24 protein-coding genes are annotated in these 24,447 nt (G+C 51.1%); 9 read left to right on the top strand and 15 right to left on the bottom strand.

Features of this window, described 5'->3' with window-relative positions; all coding sequences use genetic code 11:
• Positions 1-37: 37 nt before the first annotated feature.
• Entirely contained in the window at positions 38-1,126 is a 1,089-nt protein-coding gene (locus tag SK33_RS16790; RefSeq protein WP_048219361.1) for an oxidoreductase, read from the bottom strand.
• Positions 1,127-1,257: 131 nt separating this feature from the next.
• Here SK33_RS16790 and SK33_RS16785 point away from each other — a divergent pair, with 131 nt between their 5' ends.
• Positions 1,258-2,418, top strand: a complete 1,161-nt coding sequence (locus SK33_RS16785) for a pyridoxal phosphate-dependent aminotransferase (protein WP_048219359.1) — start codon at positions 1,258-1,260, stop codon at positions 2,416-2,418.
• Here the strand turns inward: SK33_RS16785 and SK33_RS16780 are convergent, their stop codons facing one another.
• The 4 genes from SK33_RS16780 to dsbG form a co-directional block, all read right to left on the bottom strand.
• The gene (locus SK33_RS16780; protein ID WP_003022071.1) at positions 2,419-3,036 is read right to left on the bottom strand and encodes an IbrB-like domain-containing protein; all 618 of its coding nucleotides are present in this window, start codon (positions 3,034-3,036) and stop codon (positions 2,419-2,421) included. It abuts the gene before it with no gap.
• On the bottom strand, positions 3,021-4,244 hold the full coding sequence (locus SK33_RS16775; RefSeq protein ID WP_048219357.1) for a phosphoadenosine phosphosulfate reductase: 1,224 nt from the start codon (positions 4,242-4,244) through the stop codon (positions 3,021-3,023). The genes SK33_RS16780 and SK33_RS16775 overlap by 16 nt, the downstream gene beginning before the upstream one ends.
• A 150-nt stretch (positions 4,245-4,394) precedes the next feature.
• Complete coding sequence (gene citR / locus SK33_RS16770; protein ID WP_048219355.1) at positions 4,395-5,315, bottom strand: DNA-binding transcriptional repressor CitR; 921 nt, start codon at positions 5,313-5,315, stop codon at positions 4,395-4,397.
• A gap of 204 nt (positions 5,316-5,519) precedes the next feature.
• Positions 5,520-6,266, bottom strand: a complete 747-nt coding sequence (dsbG, locus tag SK33_RS16765) for a thiol:disulfide interchange protein DsbG (RefSeq protein ID WP_048219354.1) — start codon at positions 6,264-6,266, stop codon at positions 5,520-5,522.
• A gap of 366 nt (positions 6,267-6,632) precedes the next feature.
• On the opposite strand from dsbG, the gene ahpC reads away from it, so the two are divergent.
• From ahpC to SK33_RS16735, 6 genes are all read left to right on the top strand, one after another.
• Positions 6,633-7,196, top strand: coding sequence for an alkyl hydroperoxide reductase subunit C (gene ahpC, locus SK33_RS16760; RefSeq protein ID WP_002894394.1), 564 nt, complete (start codon positions 6,633-6,635; stop codon positions 7,194-7,196).
• A gap of 154 nt (positions 7,197-7,350) precedes the next feature.
• Positions 7,351-8,916: an alkyl hydroperoxide reductase subunit F gene (gene ahpF / locus SK33_RS16755; RefSeq protein WP_003835619.1), complete on the top strand. Its 1,566-nt coding sequence runs from the start codon at positions 7,351-7,353 to the stop codon at positions 8,914-8,916.
• A 223-nt stretch (positions 8,917-9,139) separates the two neighbouring features.
• On the top strand, positions 9,140-9,694 hold the full coding sequence (locus tag SK33_RS16750; protein ID WP_032948786.1) for a TorD/DmsD family molecular chaperone: 555 nt from the start codon (positions 9,140-9,142) through the stop codon (positions 9,692-9,694).
• Positions 9,691-11,967, top strand: coding sequence for a molybdopterin-dependent oxidoreductase (locus SK33_RS16745; protein ID WP_048219352.1), 2,277 nt, complete (start codon positions 9,691-9,693; stop codon positions 11,965-11,967). Before SK33_RS16750 ends, SK33_RS16745 begins: the two co-directional genes overlap by 4 nt.
• Complete coding sequence (locus tag SK33_RS16740) at positions 11,964-12,521, top strand: 4Fe-4S dicluster domain-containing protein (RefSeq protein ID WP_032948789.1); 558 nt, start codon at positions 11,964-11,966, stop codon at positions 12,519-12,521. The genes SK33_RS16745 and SK33_RS16740 overlap by 4 nt, the downstream gene beginning before the upstream one ends.
• Positions 12,521-13,288: a dimethyl sulfoxide reductase anchor subunit family protein gene (locus SK33_RS16735; RefSeq protein WP_032948791.1), complete on the top strand. Its 768-nt coding sequence runs from the start codon at positions 12,521-12,523 to the stop codon at positions 13,286-13,288. Before SK33_RS16740 ends, SK33_RS16735 begins: the two co-directional genes overlap by 1 nt.
• Before the next feature lie 69 nt (positions 13,289-13,357).
• Here SK33_RS16735 and uspG read toward each other — a convergent pair whose 3' ends face one another.
• Both uspG and rnk read right to left on the bottom strand, forming a co-directional pair.
• The gene (uspG, locus tag SK33_RS16730; protein ID WP_003022101.1) at positions 13,358-13,786 is read right to left on the bottom strand and encodes a universal stress protein UspG; all 429 of its coding nucleotides are present in this window, start codon (positions 13,784-13,786) and stop codon (positions 13,358-13,360) included.
• A gap of 183 nt (positions 13,787-13,969) precedes the next feature.
• Complete coding sequence (gene rnk / locus SK33_RS16725; RefSeq protein WP_003022104.1) at positions 13,970-14,380, bottom strand: nucleoside diphosphate kinase regulator; 411 nt, start codon at positions 14,378-14,380, stop codon at positions 13,970-13,972.
• Positions 14,381-14,959: 579 nt separating this feature from the next.
• Here rnk and SK33_RS16720 point away from each other — a divergent pair.
• Both SK33_RS16720 and SK33_RS16715 read left to right on the top strand, forming a co-directional pair.
• Positions 14,960-15,790 (top strand): alpha/beta fold hydrolase, encoded by an 831-nt coding sequence (locus SK33_RS16720; protein ID WP_003022107.1) that lies wholly within the window; start codon positions 14,960-14,962, stop codon positions 15,788-15,790.
• 96 nt (positions 15,791-15,886) lie between these two features.
• Positions 15,887-16,510: a flavin reductase family protein gene (locus SK33_RS16715; protein ID WP_003022109.1), complete on the top strand. Its 624-nt coding sequence runs from the start codon at positions 15,887-15,889 to the stop codon at positions 16,508-16,510.
• A gap of 41 nt (positions 16,511-16,551) precedes the next feature.
• Here the strand turns inward: SK33_RS16715 and rna are convergent, their stop codons facing one another.
• From rna to citC, 8 genes are all read right to left on the bottom strand, one after another.
• A complete protein-coding gene (gene rna, locus SK33_RS16710) occupies positions 16,552-17,358 on the bottom strand; it encodes a ribonuclease I (RefSeq protein WP_048219350.1) in 807 nt (268 codons plus the stop codon).
• Positions 17,359-17,468: 110 nt separating this feature from the next.
• Positions 17,469-18,932 carry a citrate/succinate antiporter CitT gene (citT, locus tag SK33_RS16705; RefSeq protein WP_003022114.1) on the bottom strand — a complete coding sequence of 488 codons (1,464 nt, stop codon included), beginning with the start codon at positions 18,930-18,932 and terminating at the stop codon, positions 17,469-17,471.
• 25 nt (positions 18,933-18,957) lie between these two features.
• Complete coding sequence (gene citG, locus SK33_RS16700; RefSeq protein WP_003835603.1) at positions 18,958-19,863, bottom strand: triphosphoribosyl-dephospho-CoA synthase CitG; 906 nt, start codon at positions 19,861-19,863, stop codon at positions 18,958-18,960.
• Positions 19,832-20,386, bottom strand: coding sequence for a citrate lyase holo-[acyl-carrier protein] synthase (gene citX / locus SK33_RS16695; RefSeq protein ID WP_048219348.1), 555 nt, complete (start codon positions 20,384-20,386; stop codon positions 19,832-19,834). The genes citG and citX overlap by 32 nt, the downstream gene beginning before the upstream one ends.
• Positions 20,387-20,389: 3 nt before the next feature.
• Positions 20,390-21,922 (bottom strand): citrate lyase subunit alpha, encoded by a 1,533-nt coding sequence (gene citF / locus SK33_RS16690; protein ID WP_003022120.1) that lies wholly within the window; start codon positions 21,920-21,922, stop codon positions 20,390-20,392.
• A 9-nt stretch (positions 21,923-21,931) separates the two neighbouring features.
• Positions 21,932-22,840, bottom strand: a complete 909-nt coding sequence (locus SK33_RS16685) for an aldolase/citrate lyase family protein (protein WP_003022123.1) — start codon at positions 22,838-22,840, stop codon at positions 21,932-21,934.
• Entirely contained in the window at positions 22,837-23,133 is a 297-nt protein-coding gene (citD, locus tag SK33_RS16680) for a citrate lyase acyl carrier protein (RefSeq protein ID WP_003022125.1), read from the bottom strand. Before citD ends, SK33_RS16685 begins: the two co-directional genes overlap by 4 nt.
• On the bottom strand, positions 23,130-24,206 hold the full coding sequence (gene citC / locus SK33_RS16675; protein WP_032948797.1) for a [citrate (pro-3S)-lyase] ligase: 1,077 nt from the start codon (positions 24,204-24,206) through the stop codon (positions 23,130-23,132). Before citC ends, citD begins: the two co-directional genes overlap by 4 nt.
• Positions 24,207-24,447: the final 241 nt, after the last annotated feature.

Here is a 24,447-nt window from a genome sequence, read left to right as displayed (position 1 = left end):
ATAAGACGAAGCCGCTATCAGGCATCCCATACCCTAATCATACCGTAAACGACTCTACCTTTTCGAATGCTGCGCGCAGTGTCTCCGGCGTTAACGTTACCGGCAGGGCGTGAATGGACTCCACCGGGCGCAGGGTGTGCGTAATCACTTTGTCGATTTCTGCGCGATTATTGATATCCACGTCCAGTTGAGCTAATCGGGTTGGCAGGTTGAAGCGCTGATAGGCGGTAATTAACTGCGCCAGCACGTCATCTTGTCCCAACAACGCACTCTGCACCAGGATGCCGTACGCCACTTTAGTGCCATGTAAAAACTTCTCTGTTTGTGGGAGGACGGTCAGGCCATTGTGAACAGAATGTGCCGCCGCCACGCGGGTGTAGCGCTCGCCCAGACCACCAACCATGCCGCCTCCGGCAATAATCGCATCCACTACATCGCAAAACGCGCGGCTTAACGAGCCTTGTTGTTTGTCTGTCAGCGCCTGCTCGCTGCTTTCCAGCAGGACGTCGCGGATCGTCTGCGCGGCATCGATACCCAGACGAACAGTTAATGGCAGGTTTTCTGGCTGAGGCGCAAGCACGACGGCCTCGTACCACTTCGCCAGCGTGTCGCCGATCCCCGCCAGTAGATATTCCTCTGGCGCATTGAGAACGATCTCGGGTTCGACCAGAACGAGGAAATTGGCATCAGGGAAAATTTCAAAATGCAGCGCCTGGCCTGCATCGTTATACCAGACGGAGAGCGGCGTCCAGGCAGCGCAGGTCGACGCAATCGTAGGAATACCGACAAACGGCAGATCCAGACGACGGGCCAACGCTTTAGCGGTGTCGAGCAATGTTCCTCCGCCCACGCCAATCACCACGCTGCGATTCTCTCCCGACTCTTTTGCCAGTTGAGCAACATCGGTTTCGCTGCAATGTCCCGTAAACAGCAGGCGCTTAGCCTCGGCGAGATGAAATGTCTCTGGCAGATAAGGGCGGGCCGCATCGATAGCGCGCTCACCATAAACCCACACGGCGCGTGAAAGTTGGTCGGCAGTGAAAAAGTCGTTGAGTCTCGACAGGCTGCCGGGATGGGAAAAATAGTTGGCCGGGCCGGTGACGACGCGAATCTCGGTATTACTCATGTTGTGTTGTCCTTTGGCTGTCCTGTCCAGGCAGGTTATTTTTATATAGACGTCTGAACGTCTTGATTGCCAAATACTAGCATCGTGTTATAGTGGCTTCAACCACAACATCACACGCTGGGATAACAATAATGAGTAATAACCCGCTGATTCCGCAAAGCAAACTGCCTAACCTGGGCACTACTATCTTCACGCAAATGAGTGCGCTGGCGCAGCAGCATCAGGCCATTAATCTCTCGCAGGGATTTCCTGATTTTGACGGTCCGCTCTTTTTGCAGGAGCGTTTGGCGTATCACGTCGCGCACGGTGCAAACCAGTATGCACCGATGACGGGCGTGCAGGCGCTGCGCGAAGCCATCGCGGATAAAACGGCAGACCTGTACGGCTACAAACCCGACGCGAATAGTGAAGTGACCATCACGGCGGGGGCCACAGAAGCGCTGTATGCCGCGATCACTGCGCTGGCGCGCCCAGGTGATGAGGTGATTTGTTTTGACCCGAGCTACGACAGCTATGCGCCTGCGGTTGAATTATCCGGCGGGGTGGTTAAACGTATCGCACTGCAACCACCGTCTTTTCGCGTCGACTGGCAGGCTTTTAGTGCCTTACTCAGCGACCGTACCCGATTGGTTATCCTGAACACGCCACATAATCCTTCTGCCACCGTGTGGCATCACGCCGATTTTGACGCGCTGTGGCAAGCAATTAAAGAACGCGAGATTTTTGTCATCAGCGACGAAGTTTATGAGCATATCTGTTTCGCCAGGCAAGGGCATGCCAGTGTGCTGGCACATTCAGACCTGCGGGAACGCGCTGTTGCTGTTTCATCGTTTGGTAAGACCTACCATATGACCGGCTGGAAGATTGGCTACTGCGTTGCGCCAGCCGCCATTAGCGCTGAGTTGCGCAAGGTACACCAGTATCTGACGTTTTCCGTCAACACGCCGGCTCAGTTGGCCCTGGCGGATATGCTACGAGAAGATCCTGCACACTATCGCGAGCTGCCTGCGTTTTATCAGAAAAAACGCGACGTGTTGGTGAACGCGCTGCGTGACAGCCGACTGGAAATTCTGCCGTGTGAAGGCACGTATTTTCTGCTGGTCGATTACAGCGCCGTTTCCACGCTTAACGACGTGGAATTTTGCCAGTGGCTGACCACTGAAGTGGGCGTTGCGGCGATACCGCTGTCGGTGTTCTGCGCCGATCCTTTCCCGCATAAACTGATTCGTCTCTGTTTTGCCAAGCAAGAATCGACGCTGTTAACAGCAGCTGAACGTCTGGTGTCGCTGTAGCTATTTCACCGTCCAGGCTTTGGAGAATCGACGGTCGGCGAACAACTCTTGCAGACCGTTGATTTGCTTCAGGCGTAACACCTCGTCGTTGTCCATGCCGAGATCCTTGCCAATTCTTTCTTCACTCCATCCCAGTTGCGATAGCTCGCGGACAATCTCGGACATGGCGTGGATTTGATGACGCCCACGGGCGCGGTTGTGGCGAATGGTCGCCGCCATACGCTCATGGCGTTCTCGTTCTAAACAGGCAACCGGCAGATATCCTTTAAGCCTGGGCCTCAGTGAGGCTTTGGCTTTACCTAACTCGTGGCGGTGGAAACCATCGACAATTTCGTATTCCTCTGCCGTTGAGTGAACCACCACAATGGGCTGTGTAAACCCGTCTGCTTCAAGGGACTTCAGCAGCAGCTTTTTCTCCGGCGGCGCAACGTTATTGGGGTTGTAGTCATTGGGTGAAATGTGATCATTTTTAACCCAAAGTACGCAATCTACGGGTTCCTCGCGAAAGGGACTGACGCTGTGTATCGCCCGTCTGAATTCATTGATGGCTTCAATTCGTTCTTCTTCTGACAGGCCAGAAAGAAAGCCGAGGAGTTCCTGAGTTAGTCGGTGTTGCATAAGATTCCCCATTCCTGGCGTTTTGTTTTCATACGTTCGTTATAGCGTTGGTAGTTTTTGGGTTTCGTTGGACTGAATGAAAGTGCCCGACACCAGTAGTCATTATTCAACAGGACTTTGCAGATACGTCGCCATGAAGGAATATCTTTCGAACCAATATCGCCTTCTTGAGTTTGCGGGATATTATCCATGCCTTTTTTCTTATACCACTGCAAATAGACGGCGATTTTATTGCGGTAATGCTCTGCGGTAGTCTCCGGCATGCTGTTCAATAGCAGCATGGCATATTCCTGCCAGCTTAAATGTTCTGGTTTAAGTATTTTCCGATGACCGTAAAAATGGTTGTCATGACCGGCATAAATACCCCCGCTTTTAACACCGCTGACGCGGGTGCACATAGCTGCCCAGCGCTCGGGTTCAATGACATGATATAGCCATAATCCCTGACGCTGTTCCGGGCCAAAGGGCTCACAAATACGCATGTAGCGCGTGGGAACACCGGCCTGATACATTAGATTGTATAATGGATTACACGGCATTCTGGTTTTTGCAAACCACGTCCAGATATCGGCTGTTTTCCAGTCATACAACGGGTAAATATACCAGGTGTGTCCACCAGGTGCTGCAGTCGTCCACGGCTTATCATCGGCAAAGCGCTGTTTTTGCGAGTTGGCAATGGCAACAAAGCGGTTATATGACTCATCGGCGCGGATGCCCACCATCATCGCGGCTGGACGTTTCTCTGAAAACCAGTCAGCGAACTCACGAACAAATTGTTCAAAAGTCATACCGGGTTGATAGAAGGAGAAATATTCAGGATCGGTTATGGCATCTGCGGGCGGCTGGCGAACCCATTGTGTACTCGGCTCCCAACACTGCCATTCGGGTTGAAATTGTGACAGTGAATTTTGGGTAGTGAGCGGTAAGGCCACCCAATAAAATTGTTCGATGACATCGGCATAATGTTCACGTAGAGCTCCTACATAGTCGATAGTGCAGGAGAATTGTGCTTCCCAATCGATAAACAACACATTTATTTTTTTATGCAGTTGGCGTGCAAGCATGGCTGTCAGATGTAGCATTAGCCCTGAATCCTTCCCGCCGGAAAAGGAGACACAAACACGAGGTAGGGTTTCAAGTGTCCAGGTTATGCGCTCCAGAGCGGCTTCCAGCACGTTTTGACCAAGCGGGATTTTATAAATAGACATATTGAACTCATATCAGAATTATTATTCAAAATAATAACAAATGCTGACAATAAGATATGCTAATTTTTATTGGGTGCAACTTTTTTAATGTATTCATAATTATTTTGAATCGCATTCATTCATACAAATTCAAAATGAATTGATAAAGGTCTACTTGTTAGTTTTTAGGCTGTGCTTGCCGTCTATTTTTTTAATGAAATCGTCAAACCCAGTATTGTTGAGTGACGCTCTGTTATACATCAAAAATAAATTTATTTTAGGTAGTGGGAACTCGGTGTTAATTTCTTTTAAATTAAATGTGCCGGCATATTGCTCATAAATTGCTGTTGGTAGTAAACCAATGATATCTGTATTTGAAATGATGTTAGCAATCGTTATTAATGAGTCGCTACGGAAACCAATGTCACGATTTTCCAGAAAGAATTTGGTTTGTTGCCTGTATTCTTTAATGCCCTGATCTTCAGAAAGAAGCTGCGTAAACTGTTCTTTTAATATATTTTCAAGAGTGGTTTTTCCATTAATTCTGGGATGGTTTTTGTTACAGACTAATACTGTTTCGATGGTTTTAAATGGCGAACATATGATCGAGCGATTACTCACTGGAGCGGTAGTAATGACTAAGTCTGCCTTTCTGTAAGCCAACAGGTTTTCCGCACTTTCAGCAGTGATGAGTATGTCACGGTGCTCAATTTCGACATGTGAGTCTTCTCTGAGAAAATGAATAACTTCCGCGATATTAATAGTTGTTGTTAGTTGCGGGCAATAAATAATAAATTTTTTCTTCAGGCTGGAGTTATGCATAATGTTGATTGTCTGCTCCAGGCTGTTGAGATTTTTCTCAAGATGCTGATGTAGGTTAATTCCAGCCGTCGTTGGGGTGATTCCTTTACCTGAGCGAATAAACAGCGGGTCATTAAACTGTGTACGTAGTCTCTGCAATGACTGACTGACAGCAGAGGGCGTAATATACAGTGTTTCCGCCGCTTTACTGATGCTCAAATGTTGATATATGCATTCAAATATAATCAACAGGTTGAGATCGAACTTTTTGAGGTCATAGAGGTTAGCCATGCGTACCTTCCTGTGATGGTAATGTATTGAAAAATTCAATTGTGGAATAGTTTAAAGGGTAGTTATTCTTGAAATTTATGTTTGTGTGCTTAATGAATAATTAACTTTAGCTAAAATAGCACAAGTTGCGTAATTTTCAGCAGGAAAGTTAATTTAAATGAGTGATTGATATGAGAACGATAACAATCACTCATCTTGTTACTTTTATTTATTTCCCATGATAATGTTTAATTTTTCTTTATCCGGTAAGCCTACTTCCTGTTGTAACGTATCGTCTTTACTCATGTAATAGATAGCCGGCGTTACATTGGCCCCCAAATCATCCATCAACTTTTGGTTGATATTCAGTAACTTCATTTGCTCTGCAGGGACCGAAGCCGGGATTTCCAGCTTCATTTTCCCGCCGGATGCCTCATAGTCATGCCAGGTTTTGGCCGGATCTTTGGTTGCCAGAATTGCAGCGGCGGTGGCCGGACTTTCAGGTTTAATTACGCCAACCAATAATGTACGCAACTGAACTTTACCGGATTCTACCCACGGACGCGCCTGCTGCCAGAACTGTTTACAATAGGGACAGAAGGGATCGGCAAACACGTACACAATAACCGGTGCCTCTTTTTTCCCGTCCAGAATCCACGACGCCTTTTCCATTCGCTGCCACATCTCACGTCCGGCAGGGGCATAGATCTCTTTTTCTATGAGCGCATTACTGAGGTTTTCGCCTTTTTCATTATACATGTAGCCGGAGATGGCATGTTTACCGTCAGGCGTGACATAGATAGTGACCCCCATGTCCTGGTATTTTCCCAGATAGCCTTTCATTCCACCCGGTGCATCGAAAGGCTTCAGGATGGTAATGCCCTGTTTCTCAATAGCTTTAACGGGAGCAGGCAGTTCTTCGGCATGCACCACGGCAGGGAGCAGGGTTAAAAGTAAGGTACGTTTAAACATTGATTTTCCTTATAAAATCAGCAGGAAAGGGGGCTTAATTGCAAAACCTATCGCAGCCATAGGTAAGATCGACGGTCCGTCGATTGCCCTTTCTTGAGTTGGGTGATGTAATCCCCATCGCTGTTACGACCTTTGTTAAGGTAATGTAGAGCGCAACACATAGCCAGCCCTGCTGGCACTGACGTTACCTGCGGGTAGCTCGGGTAATGAGGCTCCCTGCATAGGGGGCCTTTTTTACTTTTGTCTTTTAGGTTCGATTGAGTAAGTTGTTAGTTAACGCTTATTGATTTGATAAAGGAAACGCATTAGCCCTGCTAAGAGATTTTCGTTAACTTATCTCTCAACGAAAACACGGAGGAAGTACAGATGTCTTTGATTAATACCAAAATTAAACCTTTCAAAAACCAGGCGTTCAAAAACGGTGAGTTCATCGAAGTAACCGAGAAAGATACCGAAGGTCGCTGGAGCGTCTTCTTCTTCTACCCGGCTGACTTTACTTTCGTATGCCCGACCGAACTGGGTGACGTTGCAGACCATTACGAAGAACTGCAGAAACTGGGCGTAGATGTGTATTCCGTATCTACTGACACCCACTTCACCCACAAAGCATGGCACAGCAGCTCTGAGACCATCGCGAAAATCAAATACGCGATGATCGGCGACCCGACTGGCGCCCTGACCCGTAATTTCGACAACATGCGTGAAGATGAAGGTCTGGCTGACCGCGCAACCTTCGTTGTTGACCCGCAGGGTATCATCCAGGCAATCGAAGTTACTGCTGAAGGTATCGGCCGTGATGCATCTGACCTGCTGCGTAAAATTAAAGCTGCTCAGTATGTCGCTTCTCACCCAGGTGAAGTTTGCCCGGCGAAATGGAAAGAAGGTGAAGCAACCTTAGCTCCATCTCTGGACCTGGTTGGTAAGATTTAAGTCGCATAATTTGTAGGCCGGATAAACGTAGTGCATCCGGCATTCCACAGGCGCAAATCTGCGCCTGTTTTATTCCAGCACCATGACGCAAGTTGCATTAATGCAGTCCCGCAAAATCGGCTTGCATGATGATGTTTTCAGAGAGGGAAGAAGAATGCTCGACACAAATATGAAAACCCAGCTCAGGGCTTATCTTGAGAAACTGACCAAACCTGTTGAGCTGATTGCTACGCTGGATGACAGCGCTAAATCGGCAGAAATCAAGGAACTGCTGACTGAAATTGCTGAACTGTCAGAAAAAGTCACCTTTAAAGAAGACAATACTCTGGCGGTGCGTAAGCCATCGTTCCTGATTACCAACCCCGGTTCTCACCAGGGACCGCGTTTTGCCGGTTCTCCGCTGGGTCATGAGTTTACCTCTCTGGTGCTGGCTCTGCTGTGGACCGGCGGTCATCCGTCAAAAGAGGCGCAGGCGTTGCTGGAGCAGATCCGCGATCTCGACGGTGATTTTGAATTTGAAACCTATTATTCGCTTTCCTGCCACAACTGCCCGGACGTGGTGCAGGCGTTGAACCTGATGTCGGTACTGAACCCACGTATCAAACATACGGCGATTGACGGCGGTACATTCCAGAACGAAATCACCGATCGTAACGTGATGGGCGTTCCGGCGGTATTTATGAACGGTAAAGAGTTCGGCCAGGGTCGTATGACGCTGACTGAGATCGTGGCGAAAGTGGATACCGGCGCAGAAAAACGTGCGGCTGAAGAACTGAATAAGCGCGATGCTTATGACGTGTTGATTGTCGGTTCTGGTCCTGCGGGGGCGGCGGCAGCGGTGTACTCTGCACGTAAAGGCATTCGCACCGGTCTGATGGGCGAACGTTTTGGCGGTCAGGTTCTTGATACCGTTGATATTGAAAACTACATCTCAGTACCGAAAACTGAAGGTCAGAAACTGGCAGGTGCGCTGAAAGCACACGTTGATGATTATGATGTCGATGTGATCGACAGTCAGAGCGCAAGCAAACTGATCCCGGCAGCGCAGGAAGGCGGTTTGCATCAGATTGAAACAGCCTCCGGCGCGGTGCTGAAAGCACGTAGCATTATCATCGCCACCGGCGCGAAATGGCGCAACATGAACGTTCCGGGCGAAGATCAGTATCGCACCAAAGGTGTAACCTATTGCCCGCACTGTGATGGTCCGCTGTTTAAAGGTAAGCGTGTTGCGGTAATTGGCGGCGGTAACTCCGGCGTTGAAGCGGCTATCGACCTGGCAGGTATTGTTGAACATGTGACGCTGCTGGAGTTTGCTCCTGAAATGAAGGCAGACCAGGTGCTGCAGAATAAGCTTCGCAGCCTGAAAAATGTCGACATCATTCTGAATGCGCAAACGACAGAAGTGAAAGGCGATGGCAGCAAGGTCACTGGCCTGGAGTATCGTGACCGCGTGAGCGGGGATGTTCACAATGTGGAACTGGCCGGTATCTTTGTGCAGATTGGTCTGCTGCCGAACACCAACTGGCTGGAAGGCGCCGTTGAACGTAATCGCATGGGTGAAATCATCATCGATGCCAAGTGCGAAACCAGCGTGAAAGGTGTTTTCGCTGCCGGTGACTGCACCACCGTACCGTATAAGCAGATTATCATCGCGACCGGTGAAGGCGCGAAGGCCTCGTTGAGTTCGTTTGATTATCTGATTCGCACGACAGTAGCATAAAAAAAGTAAGACTCACCTGCAATGTCAAAACCGCCAGTCATCCGCTGGCGGTTTTTTATTTCCATATACTCAAATTGTCAATTCTTGAAACAATAAACCGTATAAAACATTCACTTAATTAGCCTGATCATTATTTTTATCAAAGAAAGAGAGGGCGTTATCTTTATTATATTAACCTGCATTATTTTTTCATTTGTTGTGTGAATAAATGGTTGGTTAATTCATGGGTGAAATATATGAAACCCTGACGATCTTTGAATCGACAGGGTTATTGTTACGTGATTTTTTTATCTCTCACGATAGTTGCACGCTGAAAGCGGCTTATTCAGCTTTAGATACAAATGCCTCGGCGCTAACAGAGCAGGAGTGGCTGGAAGCGGAGTACGACTTCAATGCGCTGTTTGTCGGACCGCAGAAGCTAAAGGCCGCGCCGTTTGCTTCGGTTTATCTTGAAGAAGATGCCCTTGTAATGGGTAAATCAACCCTTAGCATTCGGGAATTCATGGCAAATATAGGGTTATCTATAAGTGTCGTGAATAATATTCCGGATGATCATATTTCCTGTGTATTGGAATTGGCGGTTTTATTATCAGCTAATTCCAGAGCATCGTCAGAATACCAGGTGACCCTTACTCGATATGCATCTGAGTATGTCGCGGTGTGGGTGCCCGAGTATATAGAAAAAATAAATATAAATGCACAAACCGCCACGTTGAAAAACGTAGCTGGAAGATTGTCTTCTTGGCTTGATGAATTAAAAACGAGAGTATCAGTATGAGTAATGAACCGGGAGTTCTGAACAGACGTTCATTTTTGAAAGGGTTGATTGCCCTTGGCACGGTCGCAGCCCTGCCTGGGGGATTGCTGACTTCACGCTGTGCATTGGCGCAACCGCCCATTCCATTTAACCCCAAAACCTACAAAATCTATCGTAACGCCTGTCCGCGTAACTGCTATGACACTTGTAGCCTGAAAACCTGGGTGAAGGATGACGTCATCACCTTTGTGGAGGGTGCGCCTGAGTCAACGTTTACGCATGGCACGCCGTGTGTGAAGGGACTGAGCTACCCGCGTCGGGTATACAGCCCGGACCGCATTAAATATCCGATGGTTCAGGATGTTCGCGGCAGCGGGAACTGGCGTCGTATATCTTGGGAAGACGCCATGCAGCGTATTGCGACCAAGATGCTGGAAATCAAAAAGAAAGACGGCTCAATGCTGGGTCTGGCGCTGTCAAAATACTCAGGCAACCTCGGCGTGATGGGTTATGCCGTTGAAGGGATGATGTCTTCGCTGGGTTACACCACGCGGTTTGCCGGAACGCCGTGCTGGCCAGCCGGTATTGACGCGCAAAACTACGACATGGGCGACATGTGGTGTAACGACCCGGAAGATATGGTGAAAGCCAAATACATCATTATCTGGGGGGCTAACCCTGCCTGGTGTTCAATGCACACCATGAAATATGTTTATCAGGCACGGGAAAAAGGCGCAAAAGTGGTCGTTATCGATCCGCTGTTAACCCAGACTGCCACGAAAGCCGATCTCTACTTGCGTGTCCGTCCAGGCTCAGATGGCGCTCTGGCGCTGGGTATGGCGCGTCATCTGGTGGATAAAGGTCTGGTTGATCAGTATTTCGTCAATAACTATTCCCACGGATACCCGGAATTCGAAGCCTATCTGCGCAACAGTGTGACCGTTGAGTGGGCCGCTGAGATCTGTGGTCTTTCCGCTGATGTTATTCGTCAATTGGCGGAAGAATTTACCGCCGTTAATCCTGCCACCGTGTGGATTGGCTACGGTATGCAGCGCCATGTCAACGGCGGCGCGAACGTCCGTGCGATCGATGCTTTTGTGGCAATGACCGGCAATATCGGCATTGAAGGCGGTGGCGCTCGCTACGGCCATTTGCAGACATGGGGCTATAACTACCATGGAATGATGCAAAAGCCGCCTGCCGGTTCTGTCGGCATGAAAGGTGCAGGTGGTCCGGTAGGCGAGTTTGTCAGCGATAGCGGAGAGAAGAGCGAATTTTCCGATCGTGCGCTGAATATCAACCAGACGGCGCAAGGGATCCTCGACGCCAGTGAGCCGCCGGTAAGAATGCTGTGGGTAGCCTCTAAAAATCCGTTTGCTCAGGATTTTGACCGCAACAAGATGATTAAAGCGTTTGAGAAACTGGAAATGGTGGTTTGTGTCGACCAGTTCTTCAACGAAACCGTCCAGCATGCGGATATCGTGCTGCCTGTCACGACAACCTTTGAACAATGGGATGTCTCTTCGTCCTATTGGCACTACTGGTTGTCCGTCAATGAGCCGGCTATTAAACCGCTGTATGAGTGCAAGAGCGATCCGGAAATAGCGGCGCTGCTGTCCAAAACCATCAATAAACTGGAAGCTGGTTCATGTACTTTCCCGCAGGAGTTTGATGCCAAACGCTGGTTGGATCAGGAATTCAACGAGGGGATGGGCAAACAGTTTGGCATTGCGGGTTGGGATGACCTGCTGGAAGGACCGCGCAAAGCAAAAATGGTCAGTACCGCAGCCTGGTACGATCGTAAATTCAAAACGCCATCGGGCAAGTACGAATTCAAATCAGAACGCTGTGCAGAAAATGGTCATACGGCATTGCCGGAATACAAAGCGGGTGCGCAGGGGGCATTACCGTTCCATCTGTTCACACCTCATCTTCAGTACGGCCTGCACTCGCAGTTTGTCAATCTGGACTGGATGCAGGTTTTCTGGCCAGAACCCTTTGTTTACATCCACCCGTCTGCCGCACAGAAAAAGGGGATCACTGAGGGCGCTCATGTCAAAGTCTTCAACGAGGCGGGTCATGTTGAGCTGCGTGCCAAAATCACCACCAATGTGCCGGAAGATTTCCTGGTGATGTATGAATCCTGGTTTAATAAGCTTAGTTACAACGTACAGAATGTGGTGAAAGATACGCCAGCCGATATGGGGAAAATGGCGACCGGCGCGCCAGGCGCGGCTATTCACAGTCAATTTGTAGATATTACTTTGTCAGGAAATGAAGGAGCAGCGGCATGAGACGCGCGTTTTTAGTTAATAGCGATAAATGCATCGGCTGCCGTGGCTGTGCAATGGCGTGTAAGAGTTTTAACCAGTTGGAACCTGAACGTTTCTGGCGCTATGTCTATCCGCTGGATAAAGAAATTTATCCGCATGAAGAGCGGGCGTTCTATTCGCTGGCCTGTAACCACTGCGAAAACCCGGCCTGTTTGGCGGCGTGTCCGGTAGAGGCGTACACCAAACGTGAAGATGGTGTCGTGGTGCATAACCCGGAGCGCTGTATTGGATGTAAAAACTGTATCCGCAACTGTCCATATGGTGCGCCGCGCTTTAATGAAGAGACGAAAAAGGCGGAAAAATGCAGCATGTGCTACGAACGTCTTGACGTTGGTATGCAACCGGCGTGTGTAAATGCCTGTCCGGTAGGTGCGCTGACGCTTATCGATCTGGATGCCGATCCTATACCTGATAATGCCGTACAGTATCCGCCAGGATTCCCGCGTATGCCGCAGCTTAATCCTGGCACGCGTTTTATCCTTGCGCGTCAGCCGAAGCAGTCGGAGGGTAAGTAATGGAAAAGTATGAACTTCCGCTGGTCATTTTTACCGTATTGAGCCAGATGTCGGTTGGGATCACGCTCATTCTGACGCTGCGTGTGCTGCAAGGAAAACTGGAAAGCAAGCGCCTGTACTGGCTGGTAAGTGGACTGGTTCTGGCGGCGGCGTCCGTGGCAGCGATCCTGCACCTTGCGCATCCGGATCGCGCCTACGATGCCCTGATTAACCTGCAGCACGCCTGGCTGAGCCGTGAAATTCTTGGCGCCACCTTATACGGTGCGGCGGTCGGGGTGACGTTTTTGGCAAAAGGGCACAAAGCGCCAGCTGTTCTGGCCTCTGTTCTCGGTATCGCGCTGGTGGCGGTGCAGGGGATGACCTATGCTGCCCCGGCAATGGTGGCGATCGCCAACGGTCTGACAATGCTGTTGTTCTTTATCACGGTGTGGGTGATGGGGTGTGCGGCGATTCCACTGCTTAACCTTGCACCTGCCGTTGCCGCATTACGCCAGGGGATTGTTGTGTGTATGGCGGTCATGATCGCCGCGCCCATTATCTGGCTAAGCGGCGGCACCATTATGCAGATGACGGCGCATGTCTGGCTGACGTCGCCGCTTTATCTGGCTAGTCTGGTGTGTCTGGCGGTGGCCTTTGTGTTAAGCCGTCAGGGAGAGCGTCGCGCAAAAGCGCTTTTTGTCCTGCTGTTTGTTGGCATATTCCTGAGTCGTCTGACGTTCTTTGGCGATACGATCAGCACTATCGTGAATATCGGTCATTTGTATTGATCGTGAGGTAATAAAAACCCCTGTCAGGCGTTAACCTGACAGGGGTTTTCTTTAGCGAATCAGTGGCTGTTAACGAACAACCAGCACTGGCAAAGTCGCGTGGCGGACAACGCTGGAAGCGTTTGAGCCGAGCAGATGGGTGCTGATTGATGGGTTACGCGACCCAATGACAACGACATCTGCATTCAACTCTTCACCCAACTCGTTGACCACATCACGGACACTGCCAAAGCGGACGTGTTGCTTAATACGGGAAGGATCGATGCTGAAGTGACCGACCATCGTTTGCAGACGGGTTTCCGCTTCGTGTTGCAGATGCTCTTCAAAACGACGGACATCGGCCGCAAAGCGGTGCAGGCTTAAGCTCGCTGAGCCTGGCAGCACATGCAGCAGATGGATAACCCCTTTATCCTGGGCCAGAAATTCTGCATGGCGAATAGCCTTGTCGCTCAGTTCCATTTCGAATACATCAACAGGCATTATGATTGTGTTGTACATAAACATTCTCCTTGTCATTACATGAACACATAACAGCATAGTATTAAAAATGATTCTGTCAGTCACGACACAGATTTATGTTTTGCGAACAGGAAAGAAAGCGAGGAGCAGGGAGATCTAACCGGAAAGAGGATGCGGATGCATCCTCTGTAAGATAAAGCGAGTGGCTTTGATAAGACAGAGTTAGCGCAGGTAGTCGCCTGCAGCTTCAGGCTGGTACTCAAGCTCAATAACTTCGAGGTGCGTTGAGGTCCCGCCTGGCAGTTCCCAGTGAATGGTATCACCAACGCGCAGCCCCAAAAGTGCAGCGCCGACAGGTGCCATTACCGAAAGCTGTGTGCTGCTGTCAGTCATAGTGGCCGGATACACCAGGGTACGCACACGGACTTCGCCATCACTCAGATTGCGGAATTTCACGCGGCTGTTCATGGTCACGACATCGTGCGGCATGGTTTCTGGAGAACACATTTGGGCACGATCCAGCTCGGCGTTAAGGGCGTCGGCAATCGGTAAACCAGCAAACGCAGGTTGCTCCAACAGGCGGTCAATGCGTTCCGCATCGAGGTCGTTAATGATGATAGTTGGTCTGGACATTTATTACTCCATGTCGTCGATACTGCGGGTGCGCAGGTAAATAATCCCAAAAGAAAACCCTCACCGTCAGGCGGCAAGGGTTTAGCTTTTATGATGATACTGAGACTTACCCCATGTTTGAAGTGATTTAGTTCACATTCAGGCAAATCATCAATATTGTCGCGTATGGTGTAATGTCAGTCAGTTAACGAACCTAAGGTAATAAATCTGTTGCCTCCGTCGCATTGCTACGTTCACCTTATGTTATTCACTTCTCTGAAACCATCCTACCTGTGAACGTGTTAAGGGTACTATCGCCGTACCCTTAACAATCCCGCCGGGAGCCTGGGTTGCAAGGGAGGCGGCGGTGAGCCTCCCTTGCTCGTTCACGGGTATCAGTGCTTCAGAGAAGTGATACCGCTGAGGTGAACGGAACCCTGAGCCGGGATCACATGTTCCCTATAATGCTTAACTGACAAGCATTACGCGTATGGTGTGATTTTAGCCGAAAAACGTGATCGTTCTCCAATTTGCATTATGCTTTTTAAGCGCTCGCTGCGGGCGCGTCAAACAACTCAGTGTTCCGCGACAGGAGATCTCATGAGCCAGTACGACAAACTTACCTTGAAAGACGGCAGCTATTTGCATTTTAAAGATTGGGGAAGTGGACAGCCCATTGTCTTCAGTCATGGTTGGCCGCTGACGGCAGATGCGTTTGAGGATCAGATGTTGTTCCTCGGGTCGAAAGGATTTCGTGTGATCGCCCATGACAGGCGTGGGCATGGGCGTTCGGCCCAACCCTGGGATGGTCACAATATGGATCAGTATGCTGACGATCTGGCTGAACTTACCGCGCATCTCAATCTTAAAGATGCCGTCCATGTCGGACACTCTACCGGCGGTGGGGAAGTGGCGCGGTATATTGGCCGGCATGGGACGCAGCGGGTGGCAAAAGCGGTGTTAATTGGCGCGGTGACGCCCATCATGATCAAGACTGACTTTAATCCAAATGGCGTGCCGAAAGAGGTATTCGATGGCATCCGTGAGGGGGTTGTGAACGATCGCGCCGCCTTTTTCTATGAATTGACCGCTGCATTCTATGGCTACAACCGTCCTGGCGCAAAAGAGTCGAAAGCCGTCAGGGAAAGTTTTGTTGAACAGGGTTTACAAGGTTCCATCAAAGCGTTGTACGACTGTATCCACGCGTTTTCGGAAACAGATCTGCGTGAGGACCTCAAAAAGATGACCATCCCGACGCTGGTGATCCACGGTGATGACGATCAGATTGTCCCGTTTGAAACCTGCGGAAAGGTTGCGGCGGAAATACTGCCTGATTCGCAGTTGAAGGTATATGTCGGCGGCTCGCATGGCATTTGCACCACCCATAAACAACAGATCAACGGTGACCTGCTCAACTTTATTCAGTCGTAATCGTTGGCAGATTGTTCTACGCTGATCTTCTTTTTCCAGGGGGATGAGCGAAGCATAATTTGTGCTGCGCTGACGTTAACTTCAACAGGGAACGCTATGTATTTCTATCAACCGTCACAGGGACACGGCTTACCGCATGACCCGCTAAATGCCATCATTGGACCGCGCCCTATTGGTTGGATTGCGTCGCGTGACGGCAATGGTCGGCACAATCTGGCACCATACAGTTTCTTTAACTGTTTTAACTATCATCCGCCGATTATCGGTTTCGCCAGCAGCGGCTGGAAAGACAGCGTGCAGAATATTATTGAAACCGGTGAATTTGTCTGGAACCTGACGACTCTTGAGCTGGCCACTGCGATGAACGAAACGTCAGCCAGCTTGCCGCACGGTGAGGACGAGTTTTTTGCCGCCGGGCTTAGCAAGGCAGATAGCCGGATAGTCAACGTGCCGCGCGTGGCGCAAAGCCCGGTCAATTTTGAGTGTCGCTTATCGCAAAGCCTGCAACTGACTACCGCTGATGGCTCACCGGTTGATACCTGGCTGGTATTGGGGGAAGTGGTGGGCATCCACATCGATGAAACGCTCCTGGAGGACGGCATCTATCAGACGGCGAAAGCGAAGCCGGTACTGCGCGCAGGTGGGCCAACGGCATATTATTCGATCAGTGAAACACACCGTTTTGATTTAGTTCGCCCGGACGCCCGAGCAAAACGCTAAGCTTACGGACCGACGCCAGCTTGCAGCGTCGGTCGCAAGTTTCAATATCCCACTTTGTCGATAATAAACTGTTTACCGCAGCTACCTGGATGCGGTTGCGGTAAGAATGACTGTGCAGATAACGTCTGGTTGATGTTGTCGGCTTTCAGGGATAACTGGATCTCAGTGAGATACGCCGGATTGCCGTGGCAGCTTAGCTTCACAGCTTTGACGTTCTCTTTGCCCCAGCTTTTGGCAACTGCGGCGTCAAATGCGTTACGGCTGACAGTTTTGCCGTAGTTTTCCGCCAGGAATTTGCCCACCTCGCTGTTCTTAACCTCATTATTCAGCCGTACCATCGTGCCAAAGTACGCGTCGGGATCAAAACCGAAACACGCGCCATGTTTGGCATACTCGTAACGTTCCAGACAGGATCTCCCTCCAACGCCGGGCATTACGGCGCTGAGTTTTGCTGCGCTTTCCAGCGACAGCCCGGTTTCGGGGGCCGCGCATTTACGGCTGGCACGTGCTTCAGGCAGGTTGGGAATAGGGCGAGTCGCGCAGCCAAAACGCATCCAGCGGCGGTTGTCGACTCCACGGGCGGCAATGGATTTAGGCAGGCTGGGCCATAAACCGTGAACGGTCAGGAAATCCGCTTTGTCTGCGCTCTCTTTTTGTAAACGACATTCGTCAGGCTCCTGACGATTACGCTCGTGTTGGCTCTGACAAAATCCGGTTTGCCAGGAGAGGGCCAGCACGTAGCTGTCAAAATCAGTGTATTGTTTTGCCTGAAGTTCATCGGCCTGAGCTGCAGAAACAGGCAGCAGAAGCGCTGCCAGTAATGAAGAATAACGCCATGTTGATGTCATGATGATTTCGGATACTTATATAAATTCTGAATATCATCTATTTAATCATAAAAAATGCCAGTCAGGTTTAGCTGACTGGCATCATTTTCATCAGGTGTGAACCGAAATGATTAGCTCCACATCGCCAGAATCGGCCAGCCGACCAGCAGAAGCATAGAGATGTAGATAACGCCGAAGATAGCACCCAGACGCCAGTAGTCTTTGGACTTCACATAACCACAGCCGTAGATGATAACGCCAGGGCCTGTTGCATATGGAGTCAGACAGCCCATGATACCGATGGACAGTACCAGCAGGATACACAGGTGTTCCATCGGCACGCCCGGGATACCTTTACCGACAGCCAGAATAACCGGCAGCATGGTGGCAGTGTGTGCAGAAAGGCTGGCAAACAGGTAGTGAGCAAAGTAGAACACCAGCACCAGCACGATTACGGTCGCGTTAGGCGAGAAGCCTTCCAGGTGCGTGCTCATGGTGTTGGCGAACCAGTCGATGAAGCCTGAACGGGTTAAACCATTCGCCATAACGACCAGCGTGGCGAGGTTAACCAGGGTGTTCCATGCGCTGTTATAGCGGGTAATGTCTTTCCACGGTACCACATGCAGCGCCAGCATCAGGGAGACAGCAAGCAAACCCACTGCGGTTGCATCAATCAGTTTACCACCGAAGACCCACAGGCCCAGGCTGAGCAGAACCAGACCGATCAGCGTTATCTCTTTACGGGTCAGTTTACCCATGCCTTTCAGTTCATCACCGGCCCATGCGGCAACTTCAGCACTGTGAGTGACCTCTGGTTTGTACAGAACGTATGACAACCACGGAGCAACGATCAGCAAAATAATACCAACCGGCAGGAAGCTGAGGAACCATTGCAGCCAGCTGATTTGAATACCGGCAATTTTGTTGACGAATTCCAGACCCAGTACGTTTGGCGCAGCACCGGTCACGAACATAGAGGAGCTCAGGCTGGTACTGATTACCATCATCCACATCAGGTATCCGCCGATACGGCGCGCGGAAGGATCGTTCGGGAATGATTTAAACAGCGGTGGCAGGTTTTTGATAACCGGGAATACGGTACCGCCGGTACGCGCTGTGTTAGACGGTGTAAACGGCGCCAGCAGAATGTCGATGATAACAATCGCATAGCCCAGCGTCAGGGTGCGTTTACCCATGAATTTCACCAGGAACAGCGCGATACGACGACCCAGACCGGTGACTTCATAACCCAGTGCGAAGATAAACGCACCAAACACCAACCACACGGTGGTGCTGGAGAAGCCCGCCAGACCCCATTTCAGCGCTTGCTTACCCGCTTTAAATGCCGGGTCGGCCAGTTCTGAAGCATCAAACAGCAGATAGTTGCTGCCGATAACGCAGATCGTTACGGCGATAAAGCTGATCGCTGTTGCCGGAATTGGCTCCAGGATCATACCGACGATCATCGCCACAAACACGGCAAAGTAGTGCCAGGCCTGTGGAGGCATTCCATCAGGGACGGGGATAAGAAACATGACGCCCATTACGACCAATGGGGCCAGTAACTTCCATATTTTATCTTTTGCTAAAGACATGTGTGTGATTCTCCGGAAAGGATCTTTAATTGTGATAATGATGAACTTGTGAAATCTGAGCTAAGAACCAGGTGACGATCAGCAGATCGGCGCAGCCTCCGGGACTGAGGTTGCGTTCAATGCACTGTTGGTCGAACTGGTGTAGGTATTCGAGATCGGCAGGGGTACGAATCCCCCCTTGCTGCATCAGGGCGGTGGCCTGCTGCTGTAGCCAACGCAGACCTTCTGCGCCGCCACGTGAAGCCACGTTGGTGTCGCCGTTGATAGACATCAGCAGCAATAAAGTGTCGAGTAACGCCAGTTCAGGGTCGCGGCCCTGAGTCAGCAGTGCGCGGTAGTGCGGCAGGGCATGCTGGATGACTAGCGGGTATCCCGCTTCGGCTTCGCCCCGTGCGCCGGTTAATCCCAGTTGCTGATAAAGACGTTGGCCTGCCGTGAGTTGTTGATTGTTCTGGCGCAGTTCGCGCTCGGTCAGACCACGGCAAAATGTTGCTGCCGTAGAGCAAATGGTTTCAGCGGTAACAGTTAGTTGGAGCTGGTGCAGGCGGCCAATGGCGGCGCACAGCAGGCCCAGAGAAAAGATGCTGCCTTTGTGGGTATTCACCCCTGCGGTGGCGCGAAACATATCAGCTTCGCAGGCCATGCCCAGCGGGCGCAGTCCTTTCAATACATCCTCAGGCGACAGCTGTGCGCTAAACGCCCCATATTCAATAAAACGTGGCAGCCAGGCCTGAATAGCCTCGGCGCTGCGATGAAAATCTTCCAGCGCCATATCTTTATGCGCGCCGTTGTTAATACGATCTACCAGACCGGGTTTGGGTGACAGGTTGACTTCAGTCAGCATGGCGCGCCACGCGAGCGTTGCGTAAGCATCAGGCAGATCCAGAGGAAGGACTGCATTATTGGTTGATGTTGCGGGAATCGGCATCATGCAGCAGTGCCTCCATCTGAGTGAGTAAGTCGGAAAGTGCGTGGGTTTTACCCCGCGCACAGTCGGCAGCACTTTGCTCGCACAGCAGACAGCGGCGGGCAGGGAGTGCGAAATGATGCCGGGACAGAATTTCCCCTTCAGGGGTCAGGACATCGATGTCCCATAGCCGTCCCAGCGGGTGTGAATGCTCAAGTTCAATCGTGGCGAGCTTGAGGTCGTGGGCCGGAGCCTCAATAGACAAAAGACCTTCTGGACCGCTGGCAGAAACCAGCGCTGTTTGCTCCCTGACAATCGAGGCAGATTGTTCCGCCAGCGCGAGCAAGGCGGTTACGCCGTGATTAAAGATGCGACGGGTTAATGCGCTGTCTTTAATCGGACCCGGTGCAACCACGGTGAACGAGACCAGTGGCGCAGAGTGGCGTGTCAGCCAGTCCTGTTGCCTTGCTTGTCTCTTATCGCGGCTGGCGAGCAGCTCGGGAATCGAAACCGCGTGTTGGGTGGCGAGTTCAGGGAGCAGGTGCATGGCTTATTCCTTCACCTGATGCACAACGTCAATCACTGAACCGTCGCGATAACGCACAACGGCAATCACGCGGTCAGTGAATTCGATAGCGCGTGGCTGACCGGTGAGTTGCTGTGCACGTTCGCGCAGCCATTCAATGGACACCACTTTCATACCGGCTTCTTTCAGTCGTTCTGCCAGTTCCGGACGTGCAGGGTTGACGGCGATACCGTGGTCAGTGACCAGAATGTCAACGCTGGAGCCAGGGGTTACGCAGGTCAGCACGTTATCAACCAGCGTCGGGATGCGTCCGCGAACCAGCGGTGCGACGATGATGGAAAGCGCTGCGGCCACAGCCGTATCACAGTGTCCGCCGGATGCGCCTCGCAGTACGCCGTCAGAACCGGTCAGTACGTTCACATTGAAGTTGGTGTCTACTTCTAATGCGCTCAGTACCACCACATCCAGACGGTCAACGGATGCGCCTTTTGAACCCCAGTTGGCATACTGGTTTGCACTGATTTCAATGTGGTTTGGGTTGCGGGCCAAGGACTCAGCCGCGTTACGGTCGAAGCTCTGCACGTCCAGCAGTTTGCGAATCAGGCCTTTTTCATGCAGATCCACGATGGTGGCGGTGATGCCGCCCAGCGCGAAGTCAGCACGGATATCGCGGCTGCGCATTTTGTCTTCCAGGAAACGCGTCACGGCCAGAGAAGCGCCGCCGGTGCCTGTCTGCAGTGAGAAGCCTTCATTGAAGTAGCCGGAGTTAGCAATGACCTCTGCCGCGCTACGGGCGATTAACAGTTCACGCGGGTTAGTGGTCATGCGGGTCGCATCAGCACCGATTTTGTCCGCATCGCCGACCTGATCGATCTGCACGATCAGATCTACCTGATCCTGTGTAATGCTGGCCGGGTTATGTGGATAGGTCAGCAGTTGTTCAGTCAGCAGGACAACCTGTTTCGCGTTTTCCGCGTCTACGCGGGCATAGCCCAGTGAGCCGCAGCATGCTTTACCGGTATAACCGTTGGCGTTACCAAACTGGTCGCAGGACGGTACGCCGAGGAACGCCACATCAATGCTGAGTTCGCCGCTTTGTACCAAGTGTACACGTCCACCGTGGGAGTGAATCTGTACCGGTTCGGCCAGCAGGCCACGGGAGATCTCTTCCGCCAGCGGGCCACGCAACCCGGAGGTATAAATACGGCTGACCACGCCCTGACGGATGTGCTCAACCAGCGGAGCATGGCAATCGCTCAGAGAGCTGGAGGCCAGCGTCAGATTTTTAAAGCCCATACTGGCGATGGCATCCATCACCAGATTAATGGTCAGATCGCCACCGCGAAAAGCGTGGTGGAAAGAGATGGTCATGCCATCCTGTAAACCCGAACGACGAATGGCGTCTTCCAGGTTAGCGCACAGCTTTTTGTCGCGCGGTTTTTGCGCCTGTAGTTCTACTTTTGCGGTGCTCTGATAAGCGGAAAGCTCACTTTCTGCATGACGGCTCCAGGTCGCCACGCGATCCTGGCGTTGAGACTGTTCGATTTTCTGCGTCATTTTTTTGCCTTATTCTTCGCGAATGCCGGAAAGTTCTGCACGGGAGATAACCAGAAGGGCGCGCTCGATAACCGGGCTGTCGACCATTTTGCCGTTCAGGGAAACCACTCCACGACCTTCGCGGGCAGCGGCTTCAGCGGCTTCTACGACCAAACGGGCGTGAGCCAACTCTTTGCGCGTCGGAGCGTACAGGTTATGCAGGAGTTCGATCTGGCGCGGGTTGATGAGCGACTTGCCGTCAAAACCCAACTGCTTGATGTGTGCGGCTTCGTGCAGGAAACCTGCTTCGTTGTTGGCATCGGAATACACGGTGTCGAACGCCTGAATACCGGCAGAACGTGCAGCCTGCAAAATAGAGCAGCGGGCAAACAGCAGTTCAGTACCCTCCGGCGAGCGTTCAGTGCGCAGGTTACGCACATAATCTTCAGCACCCAGAGCAATACCGATCAGGCGCTCGGAAGCGTGGGCAATTTCTACCGCACGGGTAATGCCTAACGGCGACTCAATGGCGGCTAACAGGCCGGTGCTGCCGGGTTCACGGCCACAGGCGTTCTCGATGCGCAGAATTTCACTTTCGATGTCGATGACATCCTGCGCGGTATCGGTCTTCGGTAAACGTACGATGTCAGCACCGCCGCGTACCACGGCTTCAAGGTCGTTGATGCCCCATTCGGAGTCGAGGGCGTTTACACGCACGATAGTTTCAACGTCGTGATACAGCGGATGCTGCAGCGCGTGGTACACCATGCGGCGAGCGGTATCTTTTTCACGCAACGCGACGGAGTCTTCCAGGTCGAACATCAGTGCATCTGCCGGGTAGATGAACGAGTTGCTGACCATGGCGGCATTGGCACCCGGTACGAACAACATGCTGCGGCGAGTACGGGTTTTACGTTGTTGCAAAGATGCGGAAATCACTGGCAATCCTCCCATGGCAGTGCCGGAATACCGCCAGCGCGGGCCAGTAGTGCTTCCAGTCGCGCACGTAAAATGCAGTCCAGTGCGCCTTTATCATCAACATTTAATTGCACGCCGCGTACGTTGTAGCGGGACAGAACGTCCAGGATGGTGGTCCGAATGGCATCACCGAACTGTTTTTCGACGCTACTGTTAACCTGCAGGTCAATATCCTGCGAATCGAGTGGGGCGATGCGAATCATCACATCACCGGACTCGAGTGTGCCTGCGACGGCTGCCTGGTTTATTTTCATTTTTCACCTGTTGCTAATGCGGGGGTATTTTGGCGGACTGCCGCACCCGATGAGGCTCGTTCAACCATGCTTTGCAGATAGTGCAGCGTGGCGTCAGGGACCAGGGATGCGATAGCCGTGAGATCTTTTTTAACCAGCAGCTTGCGCACCCAGGAGGCGGAAATCGGCATCTCCTGGAAGCACAGCCGCTCAATTTCCACCAGTTCAATCGGTGGGGCGGGAAGCGTTGGGGTCTCCAGCCAGTAGCGCATATCGTTGTTGTACTGGGAGGTGACGGAGCAATACGGCTCGGTACCGACGAAACGATGTGTAACGCCGAGAGCCGGTGCCAGGTACTGGCGGAAGATTTTCAGGTCTATTTCGGTGTAGCAGTGGTTAATAACGCTCTGCTCTTTGATGAAGTAGCACGGGAACGTGGCGCGGGAAATGATGTATTCCGAACCGCGATGCACGGTTAAACGTGGAATATCTTTTGTCCCTTTAAGCACCAGATCCAGCCGGTCTTCATACGGAAACCGTGAGGTATCTTCTTTGACCAAAAACAGATGCAGCCAGTCACATTGTGCGGCCGCCTGTTGGATCAGAAAACGATGTCCGTTGGTGAAGGGGTTGGCGTTCATGACGATACAACCAATTTTTTTCCCTTCACGACGCTGTTTTGCCAGAGATTCAGCGTAACGTTTCAGACGCGTGGTGCTGTTTTCCATCAGCACCATAATGCCGGGAACGCTGGTCAGCGTAGAAAAACCACACTGTTTAAACAGCGATTCGTACTCGGTTTTGGTATAGATGAAGAGGTGCGTACAGTGGCGCTCATAGGCGAGGTTGATTAACTCGGTCGCTAGCGTCAACGCTAAGCCTTCGCCCCGTACGGATTCGCAGATGGCGACACACTTAATAATATTCCCAGCGATACCGCCGCATGCAATCAAGCGGTCGTCACGGGTGACGGTGATAAATACTTCGACGGTGGTGTCAACGCTCAAATCATTCTCTTTCAGAAATTGCGTGATAGCCGCCATCTTTTTATTTTCTGAGCGTTTAACTTGCGTGAATATATTATTACCGAACATAGTGAATAGAGCCCCGATGCTATATTTGTTACTGGGTTTCTGTTTTTGTTGCTCTGCTTAGCAACCTGATAACGTTTTGTTTGCAATTGAAGGGAATGATTTTTTATTACGGAGTATTTCTTTTTTTCCCTGCTGCATACATCGTAAGGGGTATTTTGGAGGTGATTTTTGATTTATTTCACAATAAGTTAGAAGGTTTTAATGTGTTTTATGGTTTTAAGTTTTTTAATTAATTTAACCT

The organism is Citrobacter sp. MGH103 (genome assembly GCF_001034475.2).
GTDB lineage: Bacteria > Pseudomonadota > Gammaproteobacteria > Enterobacterales > Enterobacteriaceae > Citrobacter > Citrobacter freundii.
The sequence above is the reverse complement of the archived record's forward strand: the minus strand, read 5'-3'. Positions and strand labels throughout refer to the sequence as shown.

What these genes read in the sequence shown, in the direction of transcription:
- citD (WP_003022125.1), bottom strand. Translation starts at nt 23,133, where the DNA reads ATGAAAATAAACCAGGCAGCCGTCGCAGGCACACTCGAGTCCGGTGAT.
- SK33_RS16775 (WP_048219357.1), bottom strand. Translation starts at nt 4,244, where the DNA reads ATGTCTATTTATAAAATCCCGCTTGGTCAAAACGTGCTGGAAGCCGCT.
- SK33_RS16750 (WP_032948786.1), top strand. Translation starts at nt 9,140, where the DNA reads ATGGGTGAAATATATGAAACCCTGACGATCTTTGAATCGACAGGGTTA.
- citG (WP_003835603.1), bottom strand. Translation starts at nt 19,863, where the DNA reads ATGATGCCGATTCCCGCAACATCAACCAATAATGCAGTCCTTCCTCTG.
- ahpF (WP_003835619.1), top strand. Translation starts at nt 7,351, where the DNA reads ATGCTCGACACAAATATGAAAACCCAGCTCAGGGCTTATCTTGAGAAA.
- citX (WP_048219348.1), bottom strand. Translation starts at nt 20,386, where the DNA reads ATGCACCTGCTCCCTGAACTCGCCACCCAACACGCGGTTTCGATTCCC.
- citT (WP_003022114.1), bottom strand. Translation starts at nt 18,932, where the DNA reads ATGTCTTTAGCAAAAGATAAAATATGGAAGTTACTGGCCCCATTGGTC.
- SK33_RS16785 (WP_048219359.1), top strand. Translation starts at nt 1,258, where the DNA reads ATGAGTAATAACCCGCTGATTCCGCAAAGCAAACTGCCTAACCTGGGC.
- uspG (WP_003022101.1), bottom strand. Translation starts at nt 13,786, where the DNA reads ATGTACAACACAATCATAATGCCTGTTGATGTATTCGAAATGGAACTG.
- citR (WP_048219355.1), bottom strand. Translation starts at nt 5,315, where the DNA reads ATGGCTAACCTCTATGACCTCAAAAAGTTCGATCTCAACCTGTTGATT.
- ahpC (WP_002894394.1), top strand. Translation starts at nt 6,633, where the DNA reads ATGTCTTTGATTAATACCAAAATTAAACCTTTCAAAAACCAGGCGTTC.
- SK33_RS16720 (WP_003022107.1), top strand. Translation starts at nt 14,960, where the DNA reads ATGAGCCAGTACGACAAACTTACCTTGAAAGACGGCAGCTATTTGCAT.
- citC (WP_032948797.1), bottom strand. Translation starts at nt 24,206, where the DNA reads ATGTTCGGTAATAATATATTCACGCAAGTTAAACGCTCAGAAAATAAA.
- SK33_RS16745 (WP_048219352.1), top strand. Translation starts at nt 9,691, where the DNA reads ATGAGTAATGAACCGGGAGTTCTGAACAGACGTTCATTTTTGAAAGGG.
- SK33_RS16740 (WP_032948789.1), top strand. Translation starts at nt 11,964, where the DNA reads ATGAGACGCGCGTTTTTAGTTAATAGCGATAAATGCATCGGCTGCCGT.
- citF (WP_003022120.1), bottom strand. Translation starts at nt 21,922, where the DNA reads ATGACGCAGAAAATCGAACAGTCTCAACGCCAGGATCGCGTGGCGACC.
- SK33_RS16780 (WP_003022071.1), bottom strand. Translation starts at nt 3,036, where the DNA reads ATGCAACACCGACTAACTCAGGAACTCCTCGGCTTTCTTTCTGGCCTG.
- rnk (WP_003022104.1), bottom strand. Translation starts at nt 14,380, where the DNA reads ATGTCCAGACCAACTATCATCATTAACGACCTCGATGCGGAACGCATT.
- SK33_RS16715 (WP_003022109.1), top strand. Translation starts at nt 15,887, where the DNA reads ATGTATTTCTATCAACCGTCACAGGGACACGGCTTACCGCATGACCCG.
- rna (WP_048219350.1), bottom strand. Translation starts at nt 17,358, where the DNA reads ATGACATCAACATGGCGTTATTCTTCATTACTGGCAGCGCTTCTGCTG.
- dsbG (WP_048219354.1), bottom strand. Translation starts at nt 6,266, where the DNA reads ATGTTTAAACGTACCTTACTTTTAACCCTGCTCCCTGCCGTGGTGCAT.
- SK33_RS16790 (WP_048219361.1), bottom strand. Translation starts at nt 1,126, where the DNA reads ATGAGTAATACCGAGATTCGCGTCGTCACCGGCCCGGCCAACTATTTT.
- SK33_RS16735 (WP_032948791.1), top strand. Translation starts at nt 12,521, where the DNA reads ATGGAAAAGTATGAACTTCCGCTGGTCATTTTTACCGTATTGAGCCAG.